The sequence below is a fragment of the Pseudomonas sp. KB_12 genome (assembly GCF_052114545.1).
GTDB lineage: Bacteria > Pseudomonadota > Gammaproteobacteria > Pseudomonadales > Pseudomonadaceae > Aquipseudomonas > Aquipseudomonas brassicacearum.
The window spans coordinates 132,230-153,464 of sequence record NZ_JBFREY010000012.1; the positions used below are offsets into that span (position 1 = coordinate 132,230).

Annotated in this window: 14 protein-coding genes; 3 read left to right on the plus strand and 11 right to left on the minus strand. The window is 61.6% G+C overall.

The window, feature by feature from the left end; all coding sequences use genetic code 11:
• Nucleotides 1–14 precede the first annotated feature (14 nt).
• Nucleotides 15–1,115 (minus strand): glycine-betaine demethylase subunit GbcB, encoded by a 1,101-nt coding sequence (gene gbcB, locus AB4Z20_RS12485; protein ID WP_024618931.1) that lies wholly within the window; start codon nucleotides 1,113–1,115, stop codon nucleotides 15–17.
• Between the two features lie 442 nt (nucleotides 1,116–1,557).
• Between gbcB and gbcA the strand changes: the two genes are divergently transcribed.
• The gene (gene gbcA / locus AB4Z20_RS12490) at nucleotides 1,558–2,850 is read left to right on the plus strand and encodes a glycine-betaine demethylase subunit GbcA (protein ID WP_253470047.1); all 1,293 of its coding nucleotides are present in this window, start codon (nucleotides 1,558–1,560) and stop codon (nucleotides 2,848–2,850) included.
• Nucleotides 2,851–2,979: 129 nt separating this feature from the next.
• Here the strand turns inward: gbcA and AB4Z20_RS12495 are convergent, their stop codons facing one another.
• From AB4Z20_RS12495 to AB4Z20_RS12535, 9 genes are all read right to left on the minus strand, one after another.
• Nucleotides 2,980–4,224: a metallophosphoesterase gene (locus AB4Z20_RS12495; RefSeq protein WP_442090008.1), complete on the minus strand. Its 1,245-nt coding sequence runs from the start codon at nucleotides 4,222–4,224 to the stop codon at nucleotides 2,980–2,982.
• A gap of 27 nt (nucleotides 4,225–4,251) precedes the next feature.
• A complete protein-coding gene (locus tag AB4Z20_RS12500) occupies nucleotides 4,252–6,120 on the minus strand; it encodes a hypothetical protein (RefSeq protein WP_442090009.1) in 1,869 nt (622 codons plus the stop codon).
• A gap of 199 nt (nucleotides 6,121–6,319) precedes the next feature.
• A complete protein-coding gene (locus tag AB4Z20_RS12505; protein ID WP_253470054.1) occupies nucleotides 6,320–9,772 on the minus strand; it encodes a GMC oxidoreductase in 3,453 nt (1,150 codons plus the stop codon).
• A gap of 1,182 nt (nucleotides 9,773–10,954) precedes the next feature.
• Nucleotides 10,955–11,725 carry an electron transfer flavoprotein subunit beta gene (gene etfB / locus AB4Z20_RS12510; RefSeq protein WP_253470056.1) on the minus strand — a complete coding sequence of 257 codons (771 nt, stop codon included), beginning with the start codon at nucleotides 11,723–11,725 and terminating at the stop codon, nucleotides 10,955–10,957.
• A 13-nt stretch (nucleotides 11,726–11,738) separates the two neighbouring features.
• Nucleotides 11,739–12,959 (minus strand): electron transfer flavoprotein subunit alpha, encoded by a 1,221-nt coding sequence (gene etfA / locus AB4Z20_RS12515; protein ID WP_442090010.1) that lies wholly within the window; start codon nucleotides 12,957–12,959, stop codon nucleotides 11,739–11,741.
• Nucleotides 12,956–14,908 (minus strand): dimethylglycine demethylation protein DgcB, encoded by a 1,953-nt coding sequence (gene dgcB, locus AB4Z20_RS12520; RefSeq protein WP_442090011.1) that lies wholly within the window; start codon nucleotides 14,906–14,908, stop codon nucleotides 12,956–12,958. The genes etfA and dgcB overlap by 4 nt, the downstream gene beginning before the upstream one ends.
• A gap of 170 nt (nucleotides 14,909–15,078) precedes the next feature.
• Nucleotides 15,079–17,139: a dimethylglycine demethylation protein DgcA gene (dgcA, locus tag AB4Z20_RS12525; RefSeq protein WP_014340592.1), complete on the minus strand. Its 2,061-nt coding sequence runs from the start codon at nucleotides 17,137–17,139 to the stop codon at nucleotides 15,079–15,081.
• Nucleotides 17,140–17,154: 15 nt separating this feature from the next.
• Nucleotides 17,155–17,685: a 4-vinyl reductase gene (locus AB4Z20_RS12530; protein WP_003177589.1), complete on the minus strand. Its 531-nt coding sequence runs from the start codon at nucleotides 17,683–17,685 to the stop codon at nucleotides 17,155–17,157.
• Nucleotides 17,686–17,764: 79 nt separating this feature from the next.
• Entirely contained in the window at nucleotides 17,765–18,742 is a 978-nt protein-coding gene (locus AB4Z20_RS12535; protein ID WP_014340593.1) for a dipeptidase, read from the minus strand.
• A gap of 235 nt (nucleotides 18,743–18,977) precedes the next feature.
• Between AB4Z20_RS12535 and AB4Z20_RS12540 the strand changes: the two genes are divergently transcribed.
• Both AB4Z20_RS12540 and AB4Z20_RS12545 read left to right on the plus strand, forming a co-directional pair.
• A complete protein-coding gene (locus AB4Z20_RS12540) occupies nucleotides 18,978–19,379 on the plus strand; it encodes a lysozyme inhibitor LprI family protein (RefSeq protein ID WP_253470064.1) in 402 nt (133 codons plus the stop codon).
• Between the two features lie 57 nt (nucleotides 19,380–19,436).
• On the plus strand, nucleotides 19,437–19,853 hold the full coding sequence (locus AB4Z20_RS12545) for a DUF3010 family protein (RefSeq protein WP_253470066.1): 417 nt from the start codon (nucleotides 19,437–19,439) through the stop codon (nucleotides 19,851–19,853).
• 206 nt (nucleotides 19,854–20,059) lie between these two features.
• Here the strand turns inward: AB4Z20_RS12545 and AB4Z20_RS12550 are convergent, their stop codons facing one another.
• Entirely contained in the window at nucleotides 20,060–21,235 is a 1,176-nt protein-coding gene (locus tag AB4Z20_RS12550; protein WP_320389561.1) for an AAA family ATPase, read from the minus strand.

Genomic DNA, 21,235 nt, shown 5'->3' on the forward strand with positions numbered 1-21,235 from the left:
TACAGATGGGCAGATCAGAAATCGATCCGCACATCCCCCTTCGGCACGCTGCAGCACGACAGGATATACCCCTCGGCCTCGTCGTCCTCGGTGATACCGCCGTTGTGGTCCATTTCCACTTCCCCGCCCAGCTTCAGCACCTTGCAGGTACCGCAGATGCCCATGCCGCAGGCCTTGGGGATCATCATGCCGAGCTTGGCAGCCGCGGCGTGCACGGTTTCGCCCGGCCCCACGCGAATGCTCTTGCCCGAGGAGGTGAACTCCACCAGATGCAGGTCCGCTGCATCGACTTGCGGGGCGTCGGCCGCTTGTTCGGCCTGTTCCACGGCGTCGGCGCGGGCTTCCGGTGGTGTGGCGCCGAAGGATTCCTCGTGATAACGCTTCATGTCGTAGCCGGCCGCTTCCAGCAGGCGCTTGACCGCGGTCATGTATGGGGTCGGGCCGCAGCAGAACACCTCGCGCTCGAGGAAGTCGGGCACCATCAATTCCAGCATCTTGTGGTTCAGATAACCGCGATAGCCGGCCCAGGGCTCGCCCAGGCCATGTTTTTCGCAGATCAGGTGCAAGCTGAAGTTGTCGATCCGCGACGCCATGTGCTCCAGCTCGCGGTGGTAGATGATGTCCTTGGGCGAGCGGGCGCTGTGGATAAAGGTCATGTCGACATTGGCGTTGGTGTCGTAGTACCAGCGCGCCATGGACATCACCGGGGTAATCCCGACGCCGCCGCTGAGGTAGAGCACCTTGGGGCTGGAGAAGTCGATGGCGTTGAACAACCCCACCGGCCCGTGTACCGCCAGCTCCTGGCCTTCATGCAGGGTGTCGTGCAGCCAGTTGGAAACCTTGCCCCCCGGCACGCGCTTGATGGTCACCGAGAAACTGTAGGGCACCGACGGCGAGCTGGAGATGGTGTAGGAGCGCATGATCGGCTGGCCTTCGATTTCCAGCTCCAGGGTGACGAATTGCCCAGGCTTGAAAAAGAACAGGATCGGCTGGTCGGCCATGAAGCAGAAGGTGCGCACATCCCAGGTTTCCTGGATGACTTTGACGCAACGTACGATATGTCGGCCATTGGCCCAGGTCTGGGTCGTGACCGGGTTCAGGAAGTTATTGGACATGCTGATCTCCACGGCCGACTGTCGGCCTTCATGAGGGCGATTGTGCGCAGGCGCCTGAGTGACCATTTACCTATCTGCGACATTCACATACTTATCGCGACCAGCCCCCAACTACCGGGGCTTGCGCGTCGGGAACAGATTGGGCCATGTCGCCCATGGATAAGGTTGCGCCCCTGCGCGGCCCCACACTCGCCCCAACAGATAAACAAAGTTTTCTGCCTTGCGTAGCACAACCTGTAGCCGATGTGACGGGTTGGGGTGAGGCAAGTCCGGATGCAGGAAATGCTGAGCCAAGGCGCCGTGACGAGTCATAGCCCGCTATGGCGAGGAGCGGCAACGCAGGATCAGGATTTCCTGCGCCGGAATTGACCATCCCAACCCGTTACATCGGCTACCAAGTCATTTTCACCGGCTCCGCTTAGAGGGCCACGAGGATAAAACGATGGACACCACTACCCTGAGCCTGGGCGATCCGCTGGAACCCGCACGCAAGGCCACCGCGCAAATGCTGCAAGAGCGCGAGCGCACCTTTTCGCTGCCGCAGCCGTTCTACTCCGATGAGCGCCTGTTTGATATCGATATGCAGGAAATCTTCCAGAAAGAATGGTTGATCGCCGGCATGACCTGCGAAATCCCGGCCAAGGGCAACTACCTGACCCTGCAAATCGGCAAGAACCCGATCATCGTGATTCGCGGTGCCGAGGGCGTGGTGCACGCGTTCCATAACGTCTGCCGCCACCGCGGTTCGCGGCTGTGCACCAGCGACAAGGGCAAGGTCGCCAAACTGGTCTGCCACTACCACCAGTGGACCTACGAGCTGGACGGTCGCCTGCTGTTCGCCGGCACCGAGATGGGCGCCGACTTCGACATGAAGCAGTACGGCCTCAAGCCTGTGAACGTGAAGACCGCAGGTGGCTACATCTTCATCAGCCTGGCAGAGAACCCGCCGGCCATCGATGACTTCCTGTCGACGCTGAACCATTACATGGAACCGTACGACATGGAGAACACCAAGGTGGCGGTGCAAACCACCTTGATGGAAAAGGCCAACTGGAAACTGGTACTGGAAAACAACCGCGAGTGCTACCACTGCAACGCCTCGCACCCTGAACTGCTCAAGACCCTGCTGGAATGGGACGACGTCACCGACCCGCGGGCCGACCAGGCCTTCAAGGACCATGTGGCCGCTTCCGCCGCCGCCTGGGACGCCGAGAAGATCCCTTACGCCCACGCCAGTTTCGGCCTGCGCAACCGTATCGTGCGCATGCCGCTGCTCAAGGGCACCGTGTCGATGACCATGGATGGCAAGCAAGGCTGCGCCAAGCTGATGGGTCGCATCAAGAACCCGGACCTGGGCTCGATGCGCATCCTGCACCTGCCGCACTCGTGGAACCACTGCATGGGCGACCACATCATCGTGTTCACCGTGTGGCCGATCAGCGCCCAGGAAACCATGGTCACCACCAAGTGGCTGGTGCACAAGGACGCGGTCGAAGGCGTGGACTACGACGTGGCGCGCATGCGCGAAGTCTGGGACGCCACCAACGACCAGGACCGTCGCCTGGCCGAAGAAAACCAGCGCGGCATCAACTCCACCGCCTACCAGCCAGGCCCGTACTCCAAGACTTATGAGTTCGGCGTGGTGAACTTCGTGGATTGGTACAGCGAGCGCTTGCTCAACAACCTGGGGGCCGAACCGGCGCCGTACCTCAAGGGCGTTCCAGTCCAGGGCTAAAATCCAAAGCTTCGGTTGATGATCGTCCCCACGCTCTGCGTGGGGATGCAGCCCGGGACGCTCTGCGTCCCAAAAGCCGAACGCGGAGCGTCCGTAGAGGCATTCCCACGCGGAGCGTGGGAACGATCTTCAGTGGGAAGACCACCGCACACTGCCATCCTCCCCATAAAACGTCTCGACAATCTCCTCCCCCTTCAGCCGCACCTTCACATACCCGTTCAACACCCGCAGCGGATACGCCTCGTCACCCGCCAATTGCGTTTCCGACCACAGCACCCGGGCATGCCCATTCAACTCACTGGTAGTACCGTAGGGAATCGCCCCGTGCCCGGCGCAGCGCGCATGCAATCCGCCTTGCGGTGCGTAGCAGATGCCGTTGTGCAAATGCCCCCAATACCAATAATCCGGCTCGCGTCCCAAGGCATCGCACACCGGTTGGTAAAGCGCCGTCTTGTTGTGCCCGGAAATATCAAAACCCTGGTGATGACTGAGCACCATGAGTTTCTTGCGTTTGGGCAGGGTTTTCATCCACTCGATCTGCTGGGTGTTGAGGGTGCCGTCCATGTACAGGTTCATGGCGTCCGAGGCGTAGGCACTGTCCAGGCCGACCACCAGCCAGTCGTCGTTGTACAAGGCAAAGTAGCTGGTGCCCTGCTGCACCGGGAAACGCTTGGACAATTCCTTGAAATAGCCGTGGGCACCGCTGTACATCTCATGGTTGGAATTGAGGGTGAACGCGCCATGCCTGCCCTGGGGCCAGCCGACCATGTCGACGTCTTCCTGGGAATGGGTGCCGGCGTAATACACGTCGCCCAGATGGATGGTGAAATCGGCCAGGGCCAGCTCCATCTGGTTGGCCACCGCCACGGCCGGGGCATGACTGTCGAACGGCCCGGTGCCCCAGTCACCAGCAATCGCCAACACCACGTCGTTGTCCATTTTCACCAACGCCGGGTTGGTAGCGAACGGCGCGTGGTGGCGCAGGTTTTCGATCCACTTGAGCAGCGCCTCGCTCCACAACAGGTCCAGCAGTTCCCATTTGCGGCAGCCGAGCAAGGTGCCGTCCTTGAGTACCCGGGTCGGCAACTCGTCCACGCTTTGCGGCAGGGGCGTGGCGTTGCCGATCTTGAGGATCGACAAGCCGTGGGACAACTCCCACGGCACGGCCGGTTCGTCGTCCGGCAGCTCGCCATGCTTGATCACATATTGTGCCTGGTCATGACCCCGCTGCAGCAACTTGACGATGGCCTCGAACTCTTCAGGCTCGAGCTCGTTGACGAGCTTCTGCCAGGACATCTCCAGCCGCGTGACCAACCCGTGCAAACGGACCTTGAGCTTGTCGAACTCATGTTCCCAATGGTGCAGTAATGACATGTGAACGCTCCTTCGCAATGCCCTGGGCTACAGGGTTTTCATGAATTCGATCAAGGCCCGTTTGTCGACGTCCGACAGCTGCGTGCCATACAGGTGGCCGCCGTTGTGGTTGCCTTCCTGGCGGGTGTCATATTTGAAATCGGCCGACGCCTTCATCTGCGCGCCTCGGGTGATGAAGCCGACCTTCTCCTGGTCGTAGATGTCGGAGCCGGTGTAGAACACCTGCGGACGCTGCTCCGGCGGTTGCAGCAAATCCCACAGGGTCGGCACCGAACCGTTGTGCAGGTACGGCGCGCGCAGCCAGACGCCGTCGGTGGGGGTGTTGCTGTAGCTCTGGGTCTTGCGGTAGGCGCCAAAGTCGAACGGCGGTTTCTTGAAGCCGTGGAACGCCGCCACCAGGCCGGTGGTGAAGGAGTTCAGGCGATGGGGATCGGTGCCCAACTGATCGATGTTGGTGGTGACCTGGCCGGTGTCGCTGCGGCCGAAATCATGGCAGCCGGCGCAGTTTTTCTCCCAGATCGGTTTGCCCTGGGCGACTTTCCCTTGGTCCAGGGCGAACGGCCAGGCCGGTGCCTTGTGGCCCAACAGCCAGTTGGTCACCCGGTTGAAACTCGGCGGCAGCACCGACTCCGGTGTCGCGCCCACGGCCATGGCCGCTGCGTAGTTGCGTTCGTGGATCTTGTTGTTATTGCCGTCCCAATGCAGGTACATGGACTCGCGCGGTTTCTGGTTCCAGACCTGCGGCAGGTCCACGGTGCCGATGGTGGAGTCATCCGGGAAGCCGAACACCACCATTTTGGTCGGGTTGAAGGTGTCGGTCCGCCCTGGCCCCTGGGCCGGACGCAGCTTCTGCCAGGCATACGCCTGCTTCTGCTTGAGCAGCGCGCTCTTGGCCATCGGGATGATCAGGTAACGGTTGTACAGCTTCTCGAAAAAGCCCAGCTGGAACTTGCCGTTAATCGCCGCCATCACCGCATCGGGGGTGAATTTCGGGTCGCTGGCACACTCGTAGGCGAACCACTGGAAGGCCTGCAGTTGCAGGGTATTGGCCGGCGCGCTAGCGACCGGAACCGCTACGTCACTGGCATTGGCCCGATAGGAGCCGGTGTGACACAGGGCACAGTTGGGTTCCACCGTGGGGTAACCGAGCTGCCGCTTGGCCATGCCGATGGGCAGGTCTTTGCCGTTTTCATAGAGAAAACCGAACACCTCGTAACCGCCCGGCTTGGGCAGTTTTTCCGGGCACATCTGCGGCAACACGGCGAACAGGTAGTAGGGAATCCGCGCCTCGATGCCCAGGCCAATGGCGGCGTATTTGTAATGGTCTTCATCGGAGGCGAAGTCCGGTTGCGGCACTTCCCGGATCATCTGGTACCAGGTCTGGTAGCCGATGAAACCCAGCAGCAATACCACCACCAACGTGCCGACCTTGAAGCCGTGGCTCTGCCAGCGCCGCGCCCAGCCGGCGCGCCATTCCCGCCAGCCGGCGCAGAGCAAGGCCAGCGGGCGATTGGCCACCGGGCAACCGAGGTACAACAGCACGCCCAGGATCAGGAACATGCTCAGGTCGCCCATCAACATCGGCACGAACAGCTGGCCCTGGTTGTTGGTGTTGATCAGGTAGATCCAGAACACCACCGCCACCAGCCGCGACAGCACGCACAACCACGAATGCACGACGAAACGCGGCGCGTTGAACCCCGAGGGCATGTAGAACAGGCTGATCCCCACCAGCAACATGCCGGCGTTCTCAAGCCAGGGATCGGACAATACGGGGGGCAGGCCGATCATGGACGTCAGCAACGCCGGCGCGAACAGCGCCGGGATCGCGAAGAACATGTTCATGACAATCCCGACCCAGATGATGCGTTGGAACCAGCGGATGTAAGTGTTCATGGCATCCTTTTTCCTTATTCCTGACTCGGTACACAGCCTTTGTGCTGGGCTCTGTAGGAGCTGTCGAGCGAAGCGAGGCTGCGATCTTTCCACTGCCCATTGAATCGAGAGCGAAAGATCAAGATCAAAAGATCGCAGGCTTCGCCAGCTCCTACAGAGCCGAGCGGGAGCAAGCTCCCTCGCCACGGATGGCGATCAGCTAGCCCAACGCCGTCTTCTCCAGGTGCTCAAGGATGATCGGATACACATCCACCACCGCATCCTTGCCGAACATGCAGTCGATGTGGCCGTACCCCGGCACTTCGTGACGGCTGAACAACTGCGGGCCGTGCATCTCGCACAGTCGCTCGTAGGTCTTGAGGGTGCTTTGCGGCAGGTAGCACTGGTTGTCGGCGCCGCTGATGAAGCAGATCGGCAATTTCAACCGATCGAAATGTGGCATGTAGACGTCGTTGCCCTTGAAGTCCACCAGGTGCCCCTTGCGCACGATCAGCGCCAGGTGCTCGAAGGTCTGGATGTTCGACTCGCCGAACAACTCATGCAGGTTGTCGTGCAGGGTTTCGTTGAGGGTGTCGTGGCGGTACAGCGACGCATACATGAACGTGATGCGATGGCAGACCGGGTTGGTGCAATAGCCCTGGGCCTCGATCCGGGCATAGCCGTTGAGGGCCTTGTCGTAGAGTTTGTTGAACCAGCTTTCCTTGGTGTCGGCGTAGGCCGTGAGGGACTTGATGCCGATGGCATCGAGCATCCCCGGCAAATGCAAACCGGCCTTCAGCCCAGTAGCAGTGGCAACCACCGTGTCGGCGGCGATCTGCGAGCAGACCACCGAACGCACGCCCTGCAAGCCCGCCAGCATCGACATGAAGAAGGTCGTTGCGCCGTAGCAATGCACCACGCACTGCACGTCACGGGCCAGGGTCGCCTGCTGGATCTGCTCGATGGCGGCCTTGAAGTCGTACTGGGCCACCTGGTCGCCGTTCCATTCATTTTTGCTGGCCGGCAGCAGGATGCTCACCCGCAAATCCAACAGCCAGACGTCATATTCGTGCTTGCAGAGGTATTCCAGCAGGTTGGTATGAATGGTGTCAGTGGAGAAAATATTCGAGCCCACGCCCAGGCCATGAACCAACATCACCGGGCCTTTGGTGCCGGCCTGGTAACGGGTCAGGCGCAGCTCGACGTTGTCTTCGGTCTGGAAGAAATGCACCACCGGGGGCGGCGCATCCAACGGCCGTTTCAACCGGGGCGGCGCGTCCGGGTTGAAGTAGACGTCGCCGGCGAAGACACCGCCGTAGCTCTCCCACAAGATGCCGGCAAAGAACTTGCCGAACCGCGCCAGCGCCTCCACGCGCTCACGTTCATTGCGGGCATTGAGCACTTTCATGGTGGTCATTTGCTTGGCGAAGTCCGCCGGCAGAATGTGCATCACCCCCGAACCGATCACCGCGCCGGTCTTGTCTGACCCTCGATAGAGCGTGACGTACAGGGTGCTGGTGTCAGGCCAGATGTTCAGCACACCGTTGTCCTCGGGCACGGTCTTGAAGGCGCTGAAGTAATAGTCGCTGCCGTCTTCGGCGGTCAGCTTCATGTCGTAGTTCATGTGCCGCACGCCAACCTGCCCCTGATACTGCTCGAACAGGTTGAATACCCCATTGCTGGCGATCAGCGGCTGCGACGAGAGCGACGGTGCGTCGAGGGTCCCCACCAGGGTTGCCGCATGCTCCGGCTCCTTGATCAGACGGTTGAGGTCGGCGGCGGTGATGGTCAGGGTGAATTCGATGGACGAGTTGTCGGCCTTGCCACGCTTGGCCGCCGCTTCATACAGGCTGAGATCGGTGCCCTGGGGCTGGATGAAGGCTGTGGAAAAGTAGCCCTTCATGGTTTCGGTGAACTGCACGCCGAGGGTCGGCGCCGCCACGGCTTTGCGCGGGGCCGAAGGCAGCGTGTAGTCGATGATCCAGCCGCGGTCGGCCGCCAGCAGCCCCATGTTGCGCTCGCTCACCGCCGAGATGGTCAGCAACGGGTTGACCGCCAGCGACGTCGGGATCACCGCGCCGTCGGTCACGTACAGGCCCGGGTAGACATCGGTGCCGCTGGCGCCACTGAACACCTGGCCCTTGTGGTTGACCACGCCTTGGGTCGCATCCTCGCCCATCACGCAACCGCCGAGGGGATGGACCGAGACGATGCTGTGCTTGAGCAGCTTGGTCCAGATCGGGTTCTCGACCCAGATCCCGCCCAGGGCCTTGGTGCTCTGGTGCAGCCGCTCGTTGCCGAGGGTGACGTTCTCCTGTTCGCCGACGCCGGGCCAGTCGATGCGCAACTGATCCTTGCTGTCGAGCAGCATGCGCCCCTTGGCGTTGTCATGGCTCATGATCAGGTAGGTCTGCATGTTATGCAGCGCGCCGTAGTAGGGACCGCGCAAAAAGCTCTCGGCTTCGCGCCCCTTGTACTTGAGGCTGGCGCCGAAGCCAGTGTCGGTGGGCACACCGATCATTTCGGCAAACGCCGCCATGCTCGGCACCATGGCCCGACCGAGGGCACCGGGAATCGAACCTTCCTCGATGACCATGCGGCTGCGCCAGTCGCCCTCGGTGCGCATGTCGATGATCGAGGTGATGCACGGCCCCACCGGTTCCAGTTCCTTGGCCGAATGGGCGCCGAAGCCGATGCCGTTGATGGTCTGGTCGCAGTTGTGACCGAACCCGAGGATGTCGCCGTTGCCGCTCATGTGCTCGCCCAATTGGCTGGACATCGACAGGCCCTTGTCCCGCGAGCGCAACATGATTTCGGTGGAGCCCAGGGTGCCGGCAGACACCACCACGATGTCGGCGCGCACGAACAGGGTCGGCGCCGAGAACATCTCGCGACCGCTGTCCAGGTATTGGAAGTGCACGATCCAGCCATCGCCGTCGCGCTCCAGGTGCCGCACCTCGGCCTGGCAGAAAATCTCCGCGCCGTGGTTCCAGGCATCCGGCAGGTAGTTCATCAGCGTGGTGTTCTTGGCCTTGTTGTTACAGCCCGAGACGCAATCGCCACAACCATTGCACGGCAGCTGTTCGACGCCGACGTGGTTGAGGTTGTTGGGCAGCTTGTCGAAAGTCACGTTGATCGGCGGCTTGTAGAAATGCGCGCCTTGCTTGAGGTAATCGGCGGACTTCTTGTGCGCGTCGAGCTTGGGCAGGTTCGGTTCCGACGCGGGGTAAGGGGTGGGCTTGAGCATCTCCCGGGCCCGGGCGTAGCCGTCCTTGAGCAGCGTGTCCTGGTGCTCACGGACCGCCTGCGGCCAGCGCGGGTCCTCGAACACGCCAGGCTCCGGCTCCAGCGCAACGTTGGCATTGATCAGCGACGTGCCGCCCAGGCCACAACCGACCACCACGTTCTGCTGGGCGTTGACGTGCAGGTCGAACAGACCGGTGCGCGAACCGATGTGGCCGTCCGGGTCATGGACTTGCAGTTCCTCGGTGGCCGCGAGCAGGGTGTTGGGGTATTCGCCGGGCTGGATCTCCCGGCCACGCTCCAGCAGGCACACCTTGCGCCCGGCCCGGGACAGGCGCGAGGCAGCAATGCCGCCCCCGTAGCCCGAACCGATGACGATCACGTCGTAGTGCTCCTGGATATCACTGATGGGGGTCGAGATCCGTGTCATGTTCAAGTCCTCTCAGGCAGATAGGGCAACTCTGCGGTTGCCTGCAAATCGACAGACGCACAAACGCCTGGCCACCGTCCCTTGCAGGGTCCGGCGGCAGTCAGCGGTGCTACAGGGGAAAAACCAGGCGCTATAGACGCGCACGCTGATTGACGGCGCGACGATGGGTGCGTTTGTGCAACGAGGTGGGAGGTGTCGGGACGCAGGTCACCGATGATTGCGGGTGTGAGCGGGGGTCCTTGCTATCCATCATGTGTTCTCCCTGAACCTGATGTGGATAAAGTGGCGATGTCCTTGTGCCATGGAGTGAAGACAGCCCACAGACCCTCGTCAAGGGTGTGACTTAGAACTGTATGAAATTTGATCTATCGCCATTTGCGCTATGCCCGCCGTGGCTTGCAGCGTTTGGCGAACAAGTTATCCACATGACCACCCACAGCAAATGGGGACAAGTAGGTGTATGTCCGGCATTTTTTCACCGGCAAAGTGAATAAAAACCGTGACTTATGAACAATGACGGTTTTACCGGCCTATCGGCTGTTTTTTGATCAAAGACCTGTAAGTCATGCCTGGCAAGGCGTGTGGCGGTAAGCGAACACCTTATCCACAGAAGCGCCAACAGTGTTTGGGGGTAATTTTGACGATTCTGTGGAAAACCCTTTGGACGGCTTGTAAATCGAGGTTTTCCGAAGATTTTCCTGATAAAAGAGGCTGTTTGATCAGTTTATGATCAACTCGCTGAACGCCCCGGTTCGTATGGCTTGCAGCGTAGAGCGAACATCTTATCCACAGAAGCGCCAACAGAGATTGGGGGCAAGTTTCGGCTGAAGCGAATAACTACTCACAAGCAAAAGCCAATAAAAACCGTGAGTTAGACTGATTATTTTTTGAACGCAGGGCTGGAGGGCCTGATTTGCATGGGGTGCAGAGAGGGGCGAACAGGTTATCCACAGAAGCGCGCACAGGGATTGTGGGTAACACAGAGCAACTGTGGGAGTGAGCTTGCTCGCGATGACGGATTATCAGCCACCATCCTTGCTAACTGACAGACTGCCATCGCGAGCAAGCTCGCTCCCACAATGATTGGGTGTAAGCACAAAATTCACACACACCGCCAATCCCCTGTGGGAGCGAGCTTGCTCGCGATGGCGGTAGGTCGGTTGACGATGATGCAGGGCAGATCTAGCGAACCACCCCTTCCTCCACCAACAGCTTGAGAATCGCCTCGGCCCCCGCCTCCGGGCTCACGCCCTTGAGCACTTGCCCGCCTCCGCCGCTGGCCTTGGCCGTGGCGGCTTTCATGCGGTCGGCGCCGCTCTTGGCCTTGATCACTTTCAAGCGTTTGGGCCGTGGCTTGGCCGGTTGCAGGGTTGCCACCGCCAGCAAGGTGTCGTCGATCACTTCGACCTCCTCGCCATGCAATGCCCCCCGCCGGGCCGGGCCGTAGGCGCTTTGCCGAGGTTTTGGCGCGGCGTTATCCACAGTGGCCAGGAACGGCAGACGCACTTTGAGACGTCGCCGTTGGCCGCGCGGCAAGGCTTGCAGCACCAGGGCCACACCGCTGTCGATGGATTCGACCTGGGCCAGCCCCACCACCAGCGGCCAACCGAGACTCTCGGCCAGCAGGAACGGCAGCATGCCCGAGCCTTCACCGGTTTCCGCCTGGCTACCGGTGAGCACCACTTGGGCGCCGGCATCACGCAGGTAATCGGTCAGGGCCGGCAGGGCGTCGGCGCCGACGGGGTTTTCCAGCACGTGCAATTCATCCAGGCCCATGCCCAGGTAGGCGCGCAGGGCCGGTTCGGCCACGTCGCCGGCGTGCAGCACTTGCAGGTCGCTGCCGGCCAGTTGCAGGCCCAGCTCCACGGCCCTAGCGTCCTGTTCGGCGCGCCGAGGCCGACCGGAAGTGGGGTGGGCGCCGATGGACACGAGGCTGATCACTTGGGTACTCATCAACTTATCCTTCTTAAGCCGCATCACGCTTGGCTTCGTTGCGGTAAGCCTCTACCGCCGCGATCAAGGCCTGGAGAATCGCCGCGCTGTCACCGATCACCGACAGGTCCGCCCGTTTGATCATGTCGCAACCCGGATCGAGGTTGATCGCCACCACCTTGTCGCAGGCGCCAATGCCCTGCAGGTGCTGGATCGCCCCGGAAATCCCCACGGCCACGTAGACCCGCGCCGTAACCCAGGTACCGGACGCACCGACCTGGCGATCGCGGGCCATGAAGCCGTCGTCCACCGCCACCCGCGACGCGCCTTCGGTAGCGCCCAGGGCCGCTGCGGTCTGGTGGAACAGTGCCCAGTCCTTGACCCCGTTGCCGCCGGAGAAAATGAATTCGGCCTCGGCCATCGGGATCGCGCCCGGGTCCACCGCCACCGCGCCGAGGTCTTCGATGCGCGACAAGCTGCGGGCCACGCTTGTGGATAACTCCACCGGCAAGGCTTCGTGGCGGGTTTCGCTGACCGGTTCAGCGCATTCGGCCGCTGCCAGGATCAAGCGCGCCAATGGCCGGGCCAGGTCTTGCAGGCCCGCACCAGCGCGGCCGATGCACTCTTCTCCCTTGACCTGCCAGACCCGCGTGGCCGGACGTTCGCCCAGGGCCGCGGCCAAACGCCGGCCCAGTTCGCCGCCACCGGTGCGGCTGTCAGGCAACAGCCAATGGCGTGGGCTGAACTGGTTATCCACAGCCCGCAGGCCTTGCACCCGTTGTTCCGGTGCATAACCGCTGAATTCCTCGCCATCGAGCACCAGCAAGCGGTCGACACCGGCCGTGGCGAAGGCACTTTCCTTATGCTCGCCGAAGACCACCGCCAGCACCGCACCTTCCGCACCTGCAAGCTGATGGGCCAGGCCCAGTAGATCGCGGTCGTGGCTGCTCAAGCGGCCACCGACCATGTCCGGCACCACACTGATGTAGAACGCCGGTTGCGGCACCTGATGCAGCGGCAGTTGCACTTCAGCGGCGGCGGTACGCTTGGTCGCGCCACCCTGCTGGGCGCCGCTGCGGTCGATGCGCTTGATACCGTTGGGGCCGATGAAACCGACGCCATGGACATTCTTGCGGATGATGCCGTTGGGCCCCATCCAGCTATGCTGCACCGGTTGCATGGCCGCGTGCAGCGGGTGCAGGCGGTTGCGGGCGATCCACTCGGCGCGAGGGTCGCGGCGGATGATTGTGCTCATGAATGCACCTGCGCAGGTTCACGTTTGGCCGGGACTACAGGCTTGCTCGGGGCCGCGTCTTCCAGCAGCGCGTCGGCCACCAGTTCGGCGATATCCTTGATCATCGGCCGCGGCTCGACCACGCCTTCCAGCATCGCGGTGCACTGTGGACAACCCACGGCCACCAGTTCGGCGCCGGTTTCGCGGATGTCTTCCATGCGCATGTCAGGGATCCGCTGCTTGCCCGGGATGTCGGTGATCGGCGCACCGCCGCCACCGCCGCAGCAACGCGAACGGAAACCGGAACGCTGCATCTCCTTGACCTCGATACCCAGCGCACGCAGCACCTGGCGCGGCGCCTCGTATTCGCCGTTGTAGCGGCCCAGGTAGCATGGGTCGTGATAAGTCACGCTGTCGCCCTTGTGCTGGCCGAGGTTCAGCGCCCCGGCGTCGATGATTTCCGCCATATAGGTGCTGTGGTGCTGCACCAGGTAGTTGCCATCGAAGGCGCCGTATTCGTTTTTCAGTACGTGGAAACTGTGGGGGTCGCAGGTGACGATGCGGTTGAAGCTGTATTTGGCCAGGGTCTGGATGTTGCGTTTGGCCAACAGCTGGAACGTCGCCTCATCACCCAGGCGCCGGGCCACGTCGCCGCTGTCACGCTCTTCGAGGCCGAGCACGGCGAAGTCGATCTTCGCCGCCTTGAGCACTTTGACGAAGGCGCGCAAGGTGCGCTGGTTGCGCATGTCGAAGGCACCGTCGCCGACCCAGAACAGGACGTCGGTGGATTTCTTCTCGCTGAGCAGATTGAGGTTCAAGTCCGCCGCCCAGTTCATCCGCCCGCCCGGGGCGAAGCCGCCAGGGTTGTCGGTGGCGATGAGGTTTTCCAGCACTTCGGCACCCTTGTTCGGCGTGGCGCCTTTTTCCAAGGTCAGGTGGCGGCGCATGTCGACGATGGCGTCGACGTGCTCGATCATCATCGGGCACTCCTCGACGCACGCTCGGCAGGTGGTGCAGGACCACAGGGTCTCAGCGTCTACCAGGCCGTTGACGATGGGTTGATGCGGGTTGCCGCCATGCTCACCGACAGGTTTACCTGGATAAGGGCTGCCGGCGAATTTCGCATCGGTGCCGCCGGCCAGGCCTACGACCATGTCCTGGATGAGTTTTTTCGGGTTCAGCGGCTGGCCGGCAGCGAACGCCGGGCAGGCAGCCTCGCACTTGCCGCACTGCACGCAGGCATCGAAGCCCAGCAGTTGGTTCCAGGTGAAATCCTTGGGTTTTTCCACGCCCAGCGGTGCGCTAGGGTCGTTCAAGTCCAACGGTTTTAGACCGGTGGAACGACCGCCACCAAAGCGCTCGGCTCGGCGGTGCCAGGCCAGGTGCAGGGCACCGGCGAAGGCGTGTTTCATCGGCCCGCCCCAGGTCATGCCGAAAAACAATTCCGACACACCCCACAGCACGCCGACACCCAGGATCGCCGCCACCAGCCAACCGCCGAAGTTTTCCGGGAGGATGCCCGCCACCGGCAGGGTCACCAGGAAGAACGACGCCGAGAAGGCCAACAGGCTTTTCGGCAGGCGCATCCAGGGGCCCTTGGACAAACGGGCCGGCGGATTGCGCCGACGCAAGTACATAAAGATCGCGCCAACGAACATCACCGCCGACATCAGCAGCAAGGCGTAACCGAGGATGCGGTTGTGCAGGCCAAAACCGTGTACCAAAATCGCCAACACAATCGATGCCACCGCACCACCGGCAGTGGCGACGTGGGTATTGGCAATGTATTTGTCCCGCGCCACCACATGGTGCAAATCCACCATATAGCGCTTGGGCATGGCGAAGAGACCGCCGATCAGGTCGACCTTGGCCGGTCGTCCGCGGCGCCACATGTTCACCCGCCGCAAGGCGCCAAGGACCGCGAGGCCCAGGGCAGCAAACAGCAGGATGGGAAGAAGGGTGTTCAACATAGGTGTTGCTCCCAAAGACCACAGGTCTTGCAGGCCAAACTAGCTGGATGCCTTGCCCGATTCCTGTGGGAGCAAGGCTTGCCCGCGATGCGATCGACTCGGTCAGTCAGATCCTCCGTGTCGCATTTATCGCGGGCAAGCCTTGCTCCCACAGGGTTATCCACAAGCCGTTAGAAATCCTTGCACAACCGCAGGGCGTCGTAGATGGCCGCGTGGGTATTACGCTGGGCCACGCAGTCGCCGATGCGGAACAGCAGGTAGCCATCGCCGCTCTGCTCCAGGCACGGCTGGGGCTTGATCGCGAACAGGGCTTCGACGTCGATCTGGCCCTTGTTGCGCGAACCTTCCTTGAGCGCGTAGTAGATTTCTTCGTCCGGCCGCACGCCGTTTTCCACCACCACCTGGTCCACCACGCGTTCTTCCTTGGCACCGGTGTATTCGTTCTCCAGTACCGCCACCAGCTTGTCGCCTTCGCGGTAGACCTTCTCCAGCATCATGTCCCCGGTCATGATCACTTCCTTGGGGTACATGCTGCGGTAGTAGGTGGGGAACGACGTCCCGCCAATGGCTACGCCCGGCTTGATGTCGTCGGTGACGATCTCGACCTGGCTGCCCTTGTCAGCGAGGAAGTCGGCCACCGACATGCCGGTGAACTCGCAAATGGTGTCGTAGACCAATACGTTCTTGCCCGGTGCAACCTTGCCGTCGAGCACGTCCCAGCTGCTGACCACCAGCCCTTCGGCGGCGCCCCAGTGCTCGTTCTGCTCCAGGAACGGATGGCCGCCGACGGCCAGCACCACCACGTCCGGACGCAGGTCCATGATGGTTGCCGCATCAGCCGCCACGCCCAGGCGCAGGTCGACTTTCAACCGCGCCAGCTCCAGTTGGAACCAGCGGGTGATACCAGCAATCTGGTCCCGTTGCGGGGCTTTCGAGGCCGTGGTGATCTGCCCACCGATGAATTCTTTCTTCTCGAACAGGGTCACATCGTGCCCACGTTCGGCGGCCACACGCGCCGCTTCCATCCCCGCCGGGCCGGCACCGACCACAACGACTTTGCGTTTCGGCCCGGTGGACTTCTCGATGATGTGCGGCACGCCCATGTATTCACGGGACGTCGCGGCGTTCTGGATGCACAGCACGTCCAGGCCCTGGTACTGGCGGTCGATGCAATAGTTGGCGCCGACGCACTGCTTGATCTGGTCGATCTGGCCCATCTTGATCTTGGCGATCAGGTGCGGGTCAGCGATGTGGGCGCGGGTCATGCCGACCATGTCGACGTAACCGCCCTCCAGAATCCGCGTAGCCTGGTTCGGGTCCTTGATGTTCTGCGCGTGCAGCACCGGAACCTTGACCACTTCCTTGATACCGGCGGCCAGGTGCAGGAATGGCTCCGGTGGATAACTCATGTTCGGGATGACGTTGGCCAGGGTGTTGTGGGTGTCGCAACCCGAGCCCACCACGCCGATGAAATCCAGCATGCCGGTGTCATCGTAGTACTTGGCGATCTGCTTCATGTCCTCGTGGGACAAGCCGTCCGGGTGGAATTCGTCACCGCACAGGCGCATGCCCACGCAGAAATCGTCGCCCACTTCGGCGCGCACGGCCTTCAACACTTCCAGGCCGAACTTCATGCGGCCTTCGAAGGTGCCGCCCCATTCGTCGGTACGCTTGTTGACCCGCGGGCTCCAGAACTGGTCGATCATGTGCTGGTGCACGGCGGACAGCTCGACGCCGTCCAGGCCACCGGCCTTGGCGCGTTTGGCGGCGCTGGCGTAGTTGCCGATCACCCGCCAGATCTCTTCCGGCTCGATGGTCTTGCAGGTGGCGCGGTGCACTGGCTCACGCACGCCGGACGGCGACATCAGGGTCGGCCAGTTGAAACCGTCCCAACGCGAGCGACGGCCCATGTGGGTAATCTGGATCATGATCTTGGCGCCATGCTTGTGCATGGCGTCGGCCAGGTTCTGGAAGTGCGGAATGATGCGGTCGGTGGACAGGTTCACCGAACTCCACCACTCCTGCGGGCTGTCGATGGCGACCACGGACGAACCACCGCAGATCGCCAGGCCGATGCCGCCCTTGGCCTTCTCTTCGTAATACTTCACGTACCGGTCGGTGGTCATGCCGCCGTCGGTGGCGTAGACCTCGGCGTGCGCGGTGCTGAGCACGCGGTTGCGGATGGTCAGCTTGCCGATCTGGATCGGCTGGAACATTGCTTCAAAAGCCATGGTGCGATCCTCGACTTACAACGGCTTGACGATGAACAGGCCGTCGTCGTGGCCTTCTTCGGAACCGCCGTAGACCTGCTCGGCCACAGTGCGGATCTTGCTGCCGCGAGCGGCGAGGATCTGGTCCATGGCGCCGGCGAACCAGCCGGTGAACATGTAGTCGACCTTGCGCCCGACCTTGCCGTACACATAGACGAACGCCGAGTGTTCGAGCTTGACGCTGGCGGTGCCTTTGTCCAGGTCGATGTCCTGGATCTTGAACAGGCCCCAGCCACGCTGCGACAGGCGCTTCATGTAGTGCTCGAACACCGCGACACCTTCCAGGCCATGGCATTCGGCTTCTTTTTCACACCAGTGCCAGGCGGATTTGTAGCCGGCCTTGTAGAGAATCTCGGCGTAGGCGTCGGCGCCCAGCACTTCTTCGATGCCCATGTGGTTGTTGACGAAAAAGTGCCGTGGCACGTACAGCATCGGCAGGGCGTCGGAGGTCCAGACACCGGTTTCGCTGTCGACTTCGATAGGCAGTTGCGGGGCGATCTTGGCCATGAAAACTTGACTCCGGAAATTCGTGGTATTGCCTGCGGCGCAGAGGGCCGCAGGTAGAGGATTGGCGGTGCGGCGGCGGTTATTCGCCCCAGACGTCTTTCAAGACATTGACCCAGTTTTCACCCATGATCTTGCGCACTACCCGCTCAGGATGGCCGCGCTTGAGCAGCGTCTCGGTGAGGTTCGGGAACTCGCCCACGGTGCGGATGCCCAGGGGGTTGATGATCTTGCCGAAGCTGGTCAGGCGACGGGCGTAGCCCTTGTCGTGAGTCAGCATTTCGAAGAAGTCCTGGCCGTGGCCCTGGGTGAAGTCGGTGCCGATGCCGATGGCGTCTTCACCGACGATGTTCATGGTGTATTCGATGGCTTCGGCGTAGTCGTCGATGGTCGAATCGATGCCCTTGGCCAGGAACGGCGCGAACATGGTCACGCCGACGAAACCGCCGTGGTCGGCAATGAACTTCAGCTCTTCATCGGACTTGTTGCGCGGGTGTTCTTTCAGGCCGGACGGCAGGCAGTGGGAGTAGCACACTGGTTTCTTCGATTCGAGGATGACCTCTTCGGAGGTCTTGGAACCGACGTGGGACAGGTCGCACATGATGCCGACCCGGTTCATCTCGGCGACGATTTCGCGACCGAAGCCCGACAGGCCGCCGTCGCGTTCGTAGCAACCGGTGCCGACCAGGTTCTGGGTGTTGTAGCACATCTGCACCACACCCACGCCCAACTGCTTGAAGATCTCGACGTAGCCGAGCTGGTCTTCGAAGGCATGGGCGTTTTGGAAACCGAAGATGATGCCGGTCTTGCCCTGTTCCTTGGCGCGACGGATGTCGGCGGTGGTTTTCACCGGGATCACCAGGTCGCTGTTCTCGCGGATCAGTTTCTGGCTGGCGGCGATGTTGTTGATGGTGGCCTGGAAACCTTCCCACACCGACACGGTGCAGTTGGCTGCGGTCAGGCCGCCCTTGCGCATGTCTTCGAACAGGTCGCGGTTCCACTTGGCAATGATCAGCCCGTCGATAACGATGCTGTCGGCGTGCAATTCGGCTGGGCTCATCAGGCAGTCCCCTTTTGTCAGCGATTCATGCGCCGAATCGTGTGCCGGCGCTTTGGGGCCAGCATATGCCTGAGGGCCGTGGCGACCCGGTGCAAAAACGACAGGGGAATTGCCGAAAGCGTCAATCCGCGACAAAGGGCTATGGTCGACCCACCCTGCCCGTCTGTTCTTTAGCCGACGCTTACGCCAGAATCCGCTGCATCACTGGTTTTCACTGGACTTGAGCGGCAACGCGATGAAATCACTCTTCCTGGCTTTGGCACTGATCAGCACCGTCGCGCATGCGACCGAAGACACCGAACCCAACCCCTGCGACGAAGTTGAAAACGACGTCCAGACCCTGGCCTGCTCGACCTACGGCAAAACCGCCGCCGAACAATTGCTGGGCGAAAACCTGCAAAGCCTCAACGAGCGCCTGCAAACCCGCTACGCCAACGACAAGGCCCAGCTCAACGACATCACCACCAAGGTCAAGGCCGCCCAACAACTGTGGCAAAAACAGCGCGAGGCCGACTGCGCCATCGCCGCCTTCCCGGCCAAACCCGGCAGCGAAGCCTACAAAATCGCCGAAAACGACTGCATGGCCCAGGTGAGCGATGATCGGTCGGAGTTTTTGGAGTCGATTGGGCAGGAGTGATGCTTCAGAAGCCGTTTAGCGCGGTAAGCTGCTTGCATCATTGGTAAAGGGATTCACATGAAAACGTGCGGCATCGAAATCAAAGGCAGCGAAGCGATCATCGCTGTTGCCTCGCTGGATCAACAGGTGCTGAGCCATGTCGCGCTGAACACCAAGAAAATCGCCCTGGACGACGATGACGAAGCCGCCAACGTCAAGGCTTTCGCTGCCCAGGTGCGGGCGTTCGTGGTTGAGAATGGCATCGAACGCATCGCCATCAAGAAGCGCAGCAAGAAAGGCGAGTTCGCCGGTGGGCCGACGACGTTCAAGATCGAAGGGGTCTTCCAGTTGCTGGAAGGTTGCGAGGTGGCGCTACTGTCGCCGCAGACCATCAATGCGCAGAGCAAGAAACATGACTTCGCCCTGCCGGCGACGCTGAACAAGTATCAGCATGAGGCGTACAAGGCGGCGTGTTCGGCGTTGATGAAGAAATAGACCTTTTAAAGCCGAACACAATACCTGTGGCGAGGGAGCTTGCTCCCGCTCGGCTCTGTAGGAGCTGGCGAAGCCTGCGATCTTTTGATCTTTCACTTGGGACTCAAGTGTCTGGGGAAAGATCGCAGCCTCGCTTCGCTCGACAGCTCCTACAAGACGCCACCCAGCGAGAGCAAGCTCCCTCGCCACAGGATGTATTCCCAGGTTCAATGTTGCTTGCGATACCCCTTCAACCAATCCGCAAACGCCTTGTCCTCCAGCGCATAACCACCCCGGTTGGACTTCCACACCAATTCCTTTTCCCGCAGCGCGTCGATGCAGGCTTGGATGGTCTGGGTACCGGGCACGACTTCGCTTCCCATAGCCCTCAGCGCCTTGCCCACCGCCTCCAGCGTTGAATCGGTGAAGGGCGCGAAGGGCTCGTTGTTTTGCGAGCGCTCGGCCATGACCTGCAGCACCGCGCGTTGCGGCACCGTCAGGGCGTTCCAGGCGCTCTCGAACTCGGTCCAGACGCCAGCGCGCAGCATTTCGGCGCTGCTGCGCAGCAACTCACCCAAATGGCTTGCCTCACCCAGTTCCAGGGCAATTTCGCCGATGACGCTGCGCAACATCTCCGGACGGCGCCCCACCAACTCAAACGCCTGGTCGAGGTCATCGGCATTGAACTGGTTGGTCTGGGCCAGGTGTGCGTTCAAATGAGCGGTGTAGGCTTGGGTGAAAGCTTTGCCCAGCAAAGGGAACGGCGTGATGCTGGACCCGTAGAACGGTTGGTTGCGGCTCAATACCAAGTGCGCGAGCTTGTCGCGATTGGAGCCGGTGAACACCAGCCGCAGGCCGCTGGCATCGCCCACACGTCCCTGGTTGAGCTGGTCACGGGCAGCCTTGAGGGCGAACATCGCGTTGACCCCGGCCTCGGTGGTCAAGGCATGCTGGGCTTCGTCGATCACCAGCACCACGGTTTTATCCGCGGCACGGTGCAACAGCTCCAGCGCCTGGGTCAGCGTCGCCCCTTCGGGCAGTTGCGGCTGGCTGAAATCCCAGGACAACGTGCGCAAGAAGCTGAGTTTGTCGATGCCCATGGATTTGGCGAGCTTGCGGATGCCCTTTTCATAAGGCACCAGTGCCCCGGCGATGGCCGAGGCGATCAGCTCGGCAGGGTCCTTCTCCTTGTTGGCCCAAAGGTCGACGTAGACCGCGAGCCAACCACGGGTTTCGCATTCAGGTATCAAGTCTTCGCGCAGGAAAGTACTTTTTCCGGTGCGTCTCGGAGCGGCCAGGAACAGGCCTGAGGTGTAATCCTGGATCCCGGCGCCGGCCAGCCCATCGACAATATTGCGGGCCAGATCGGGGCGCCGGAAAACAAAACCGGGGTGCTTGGACAT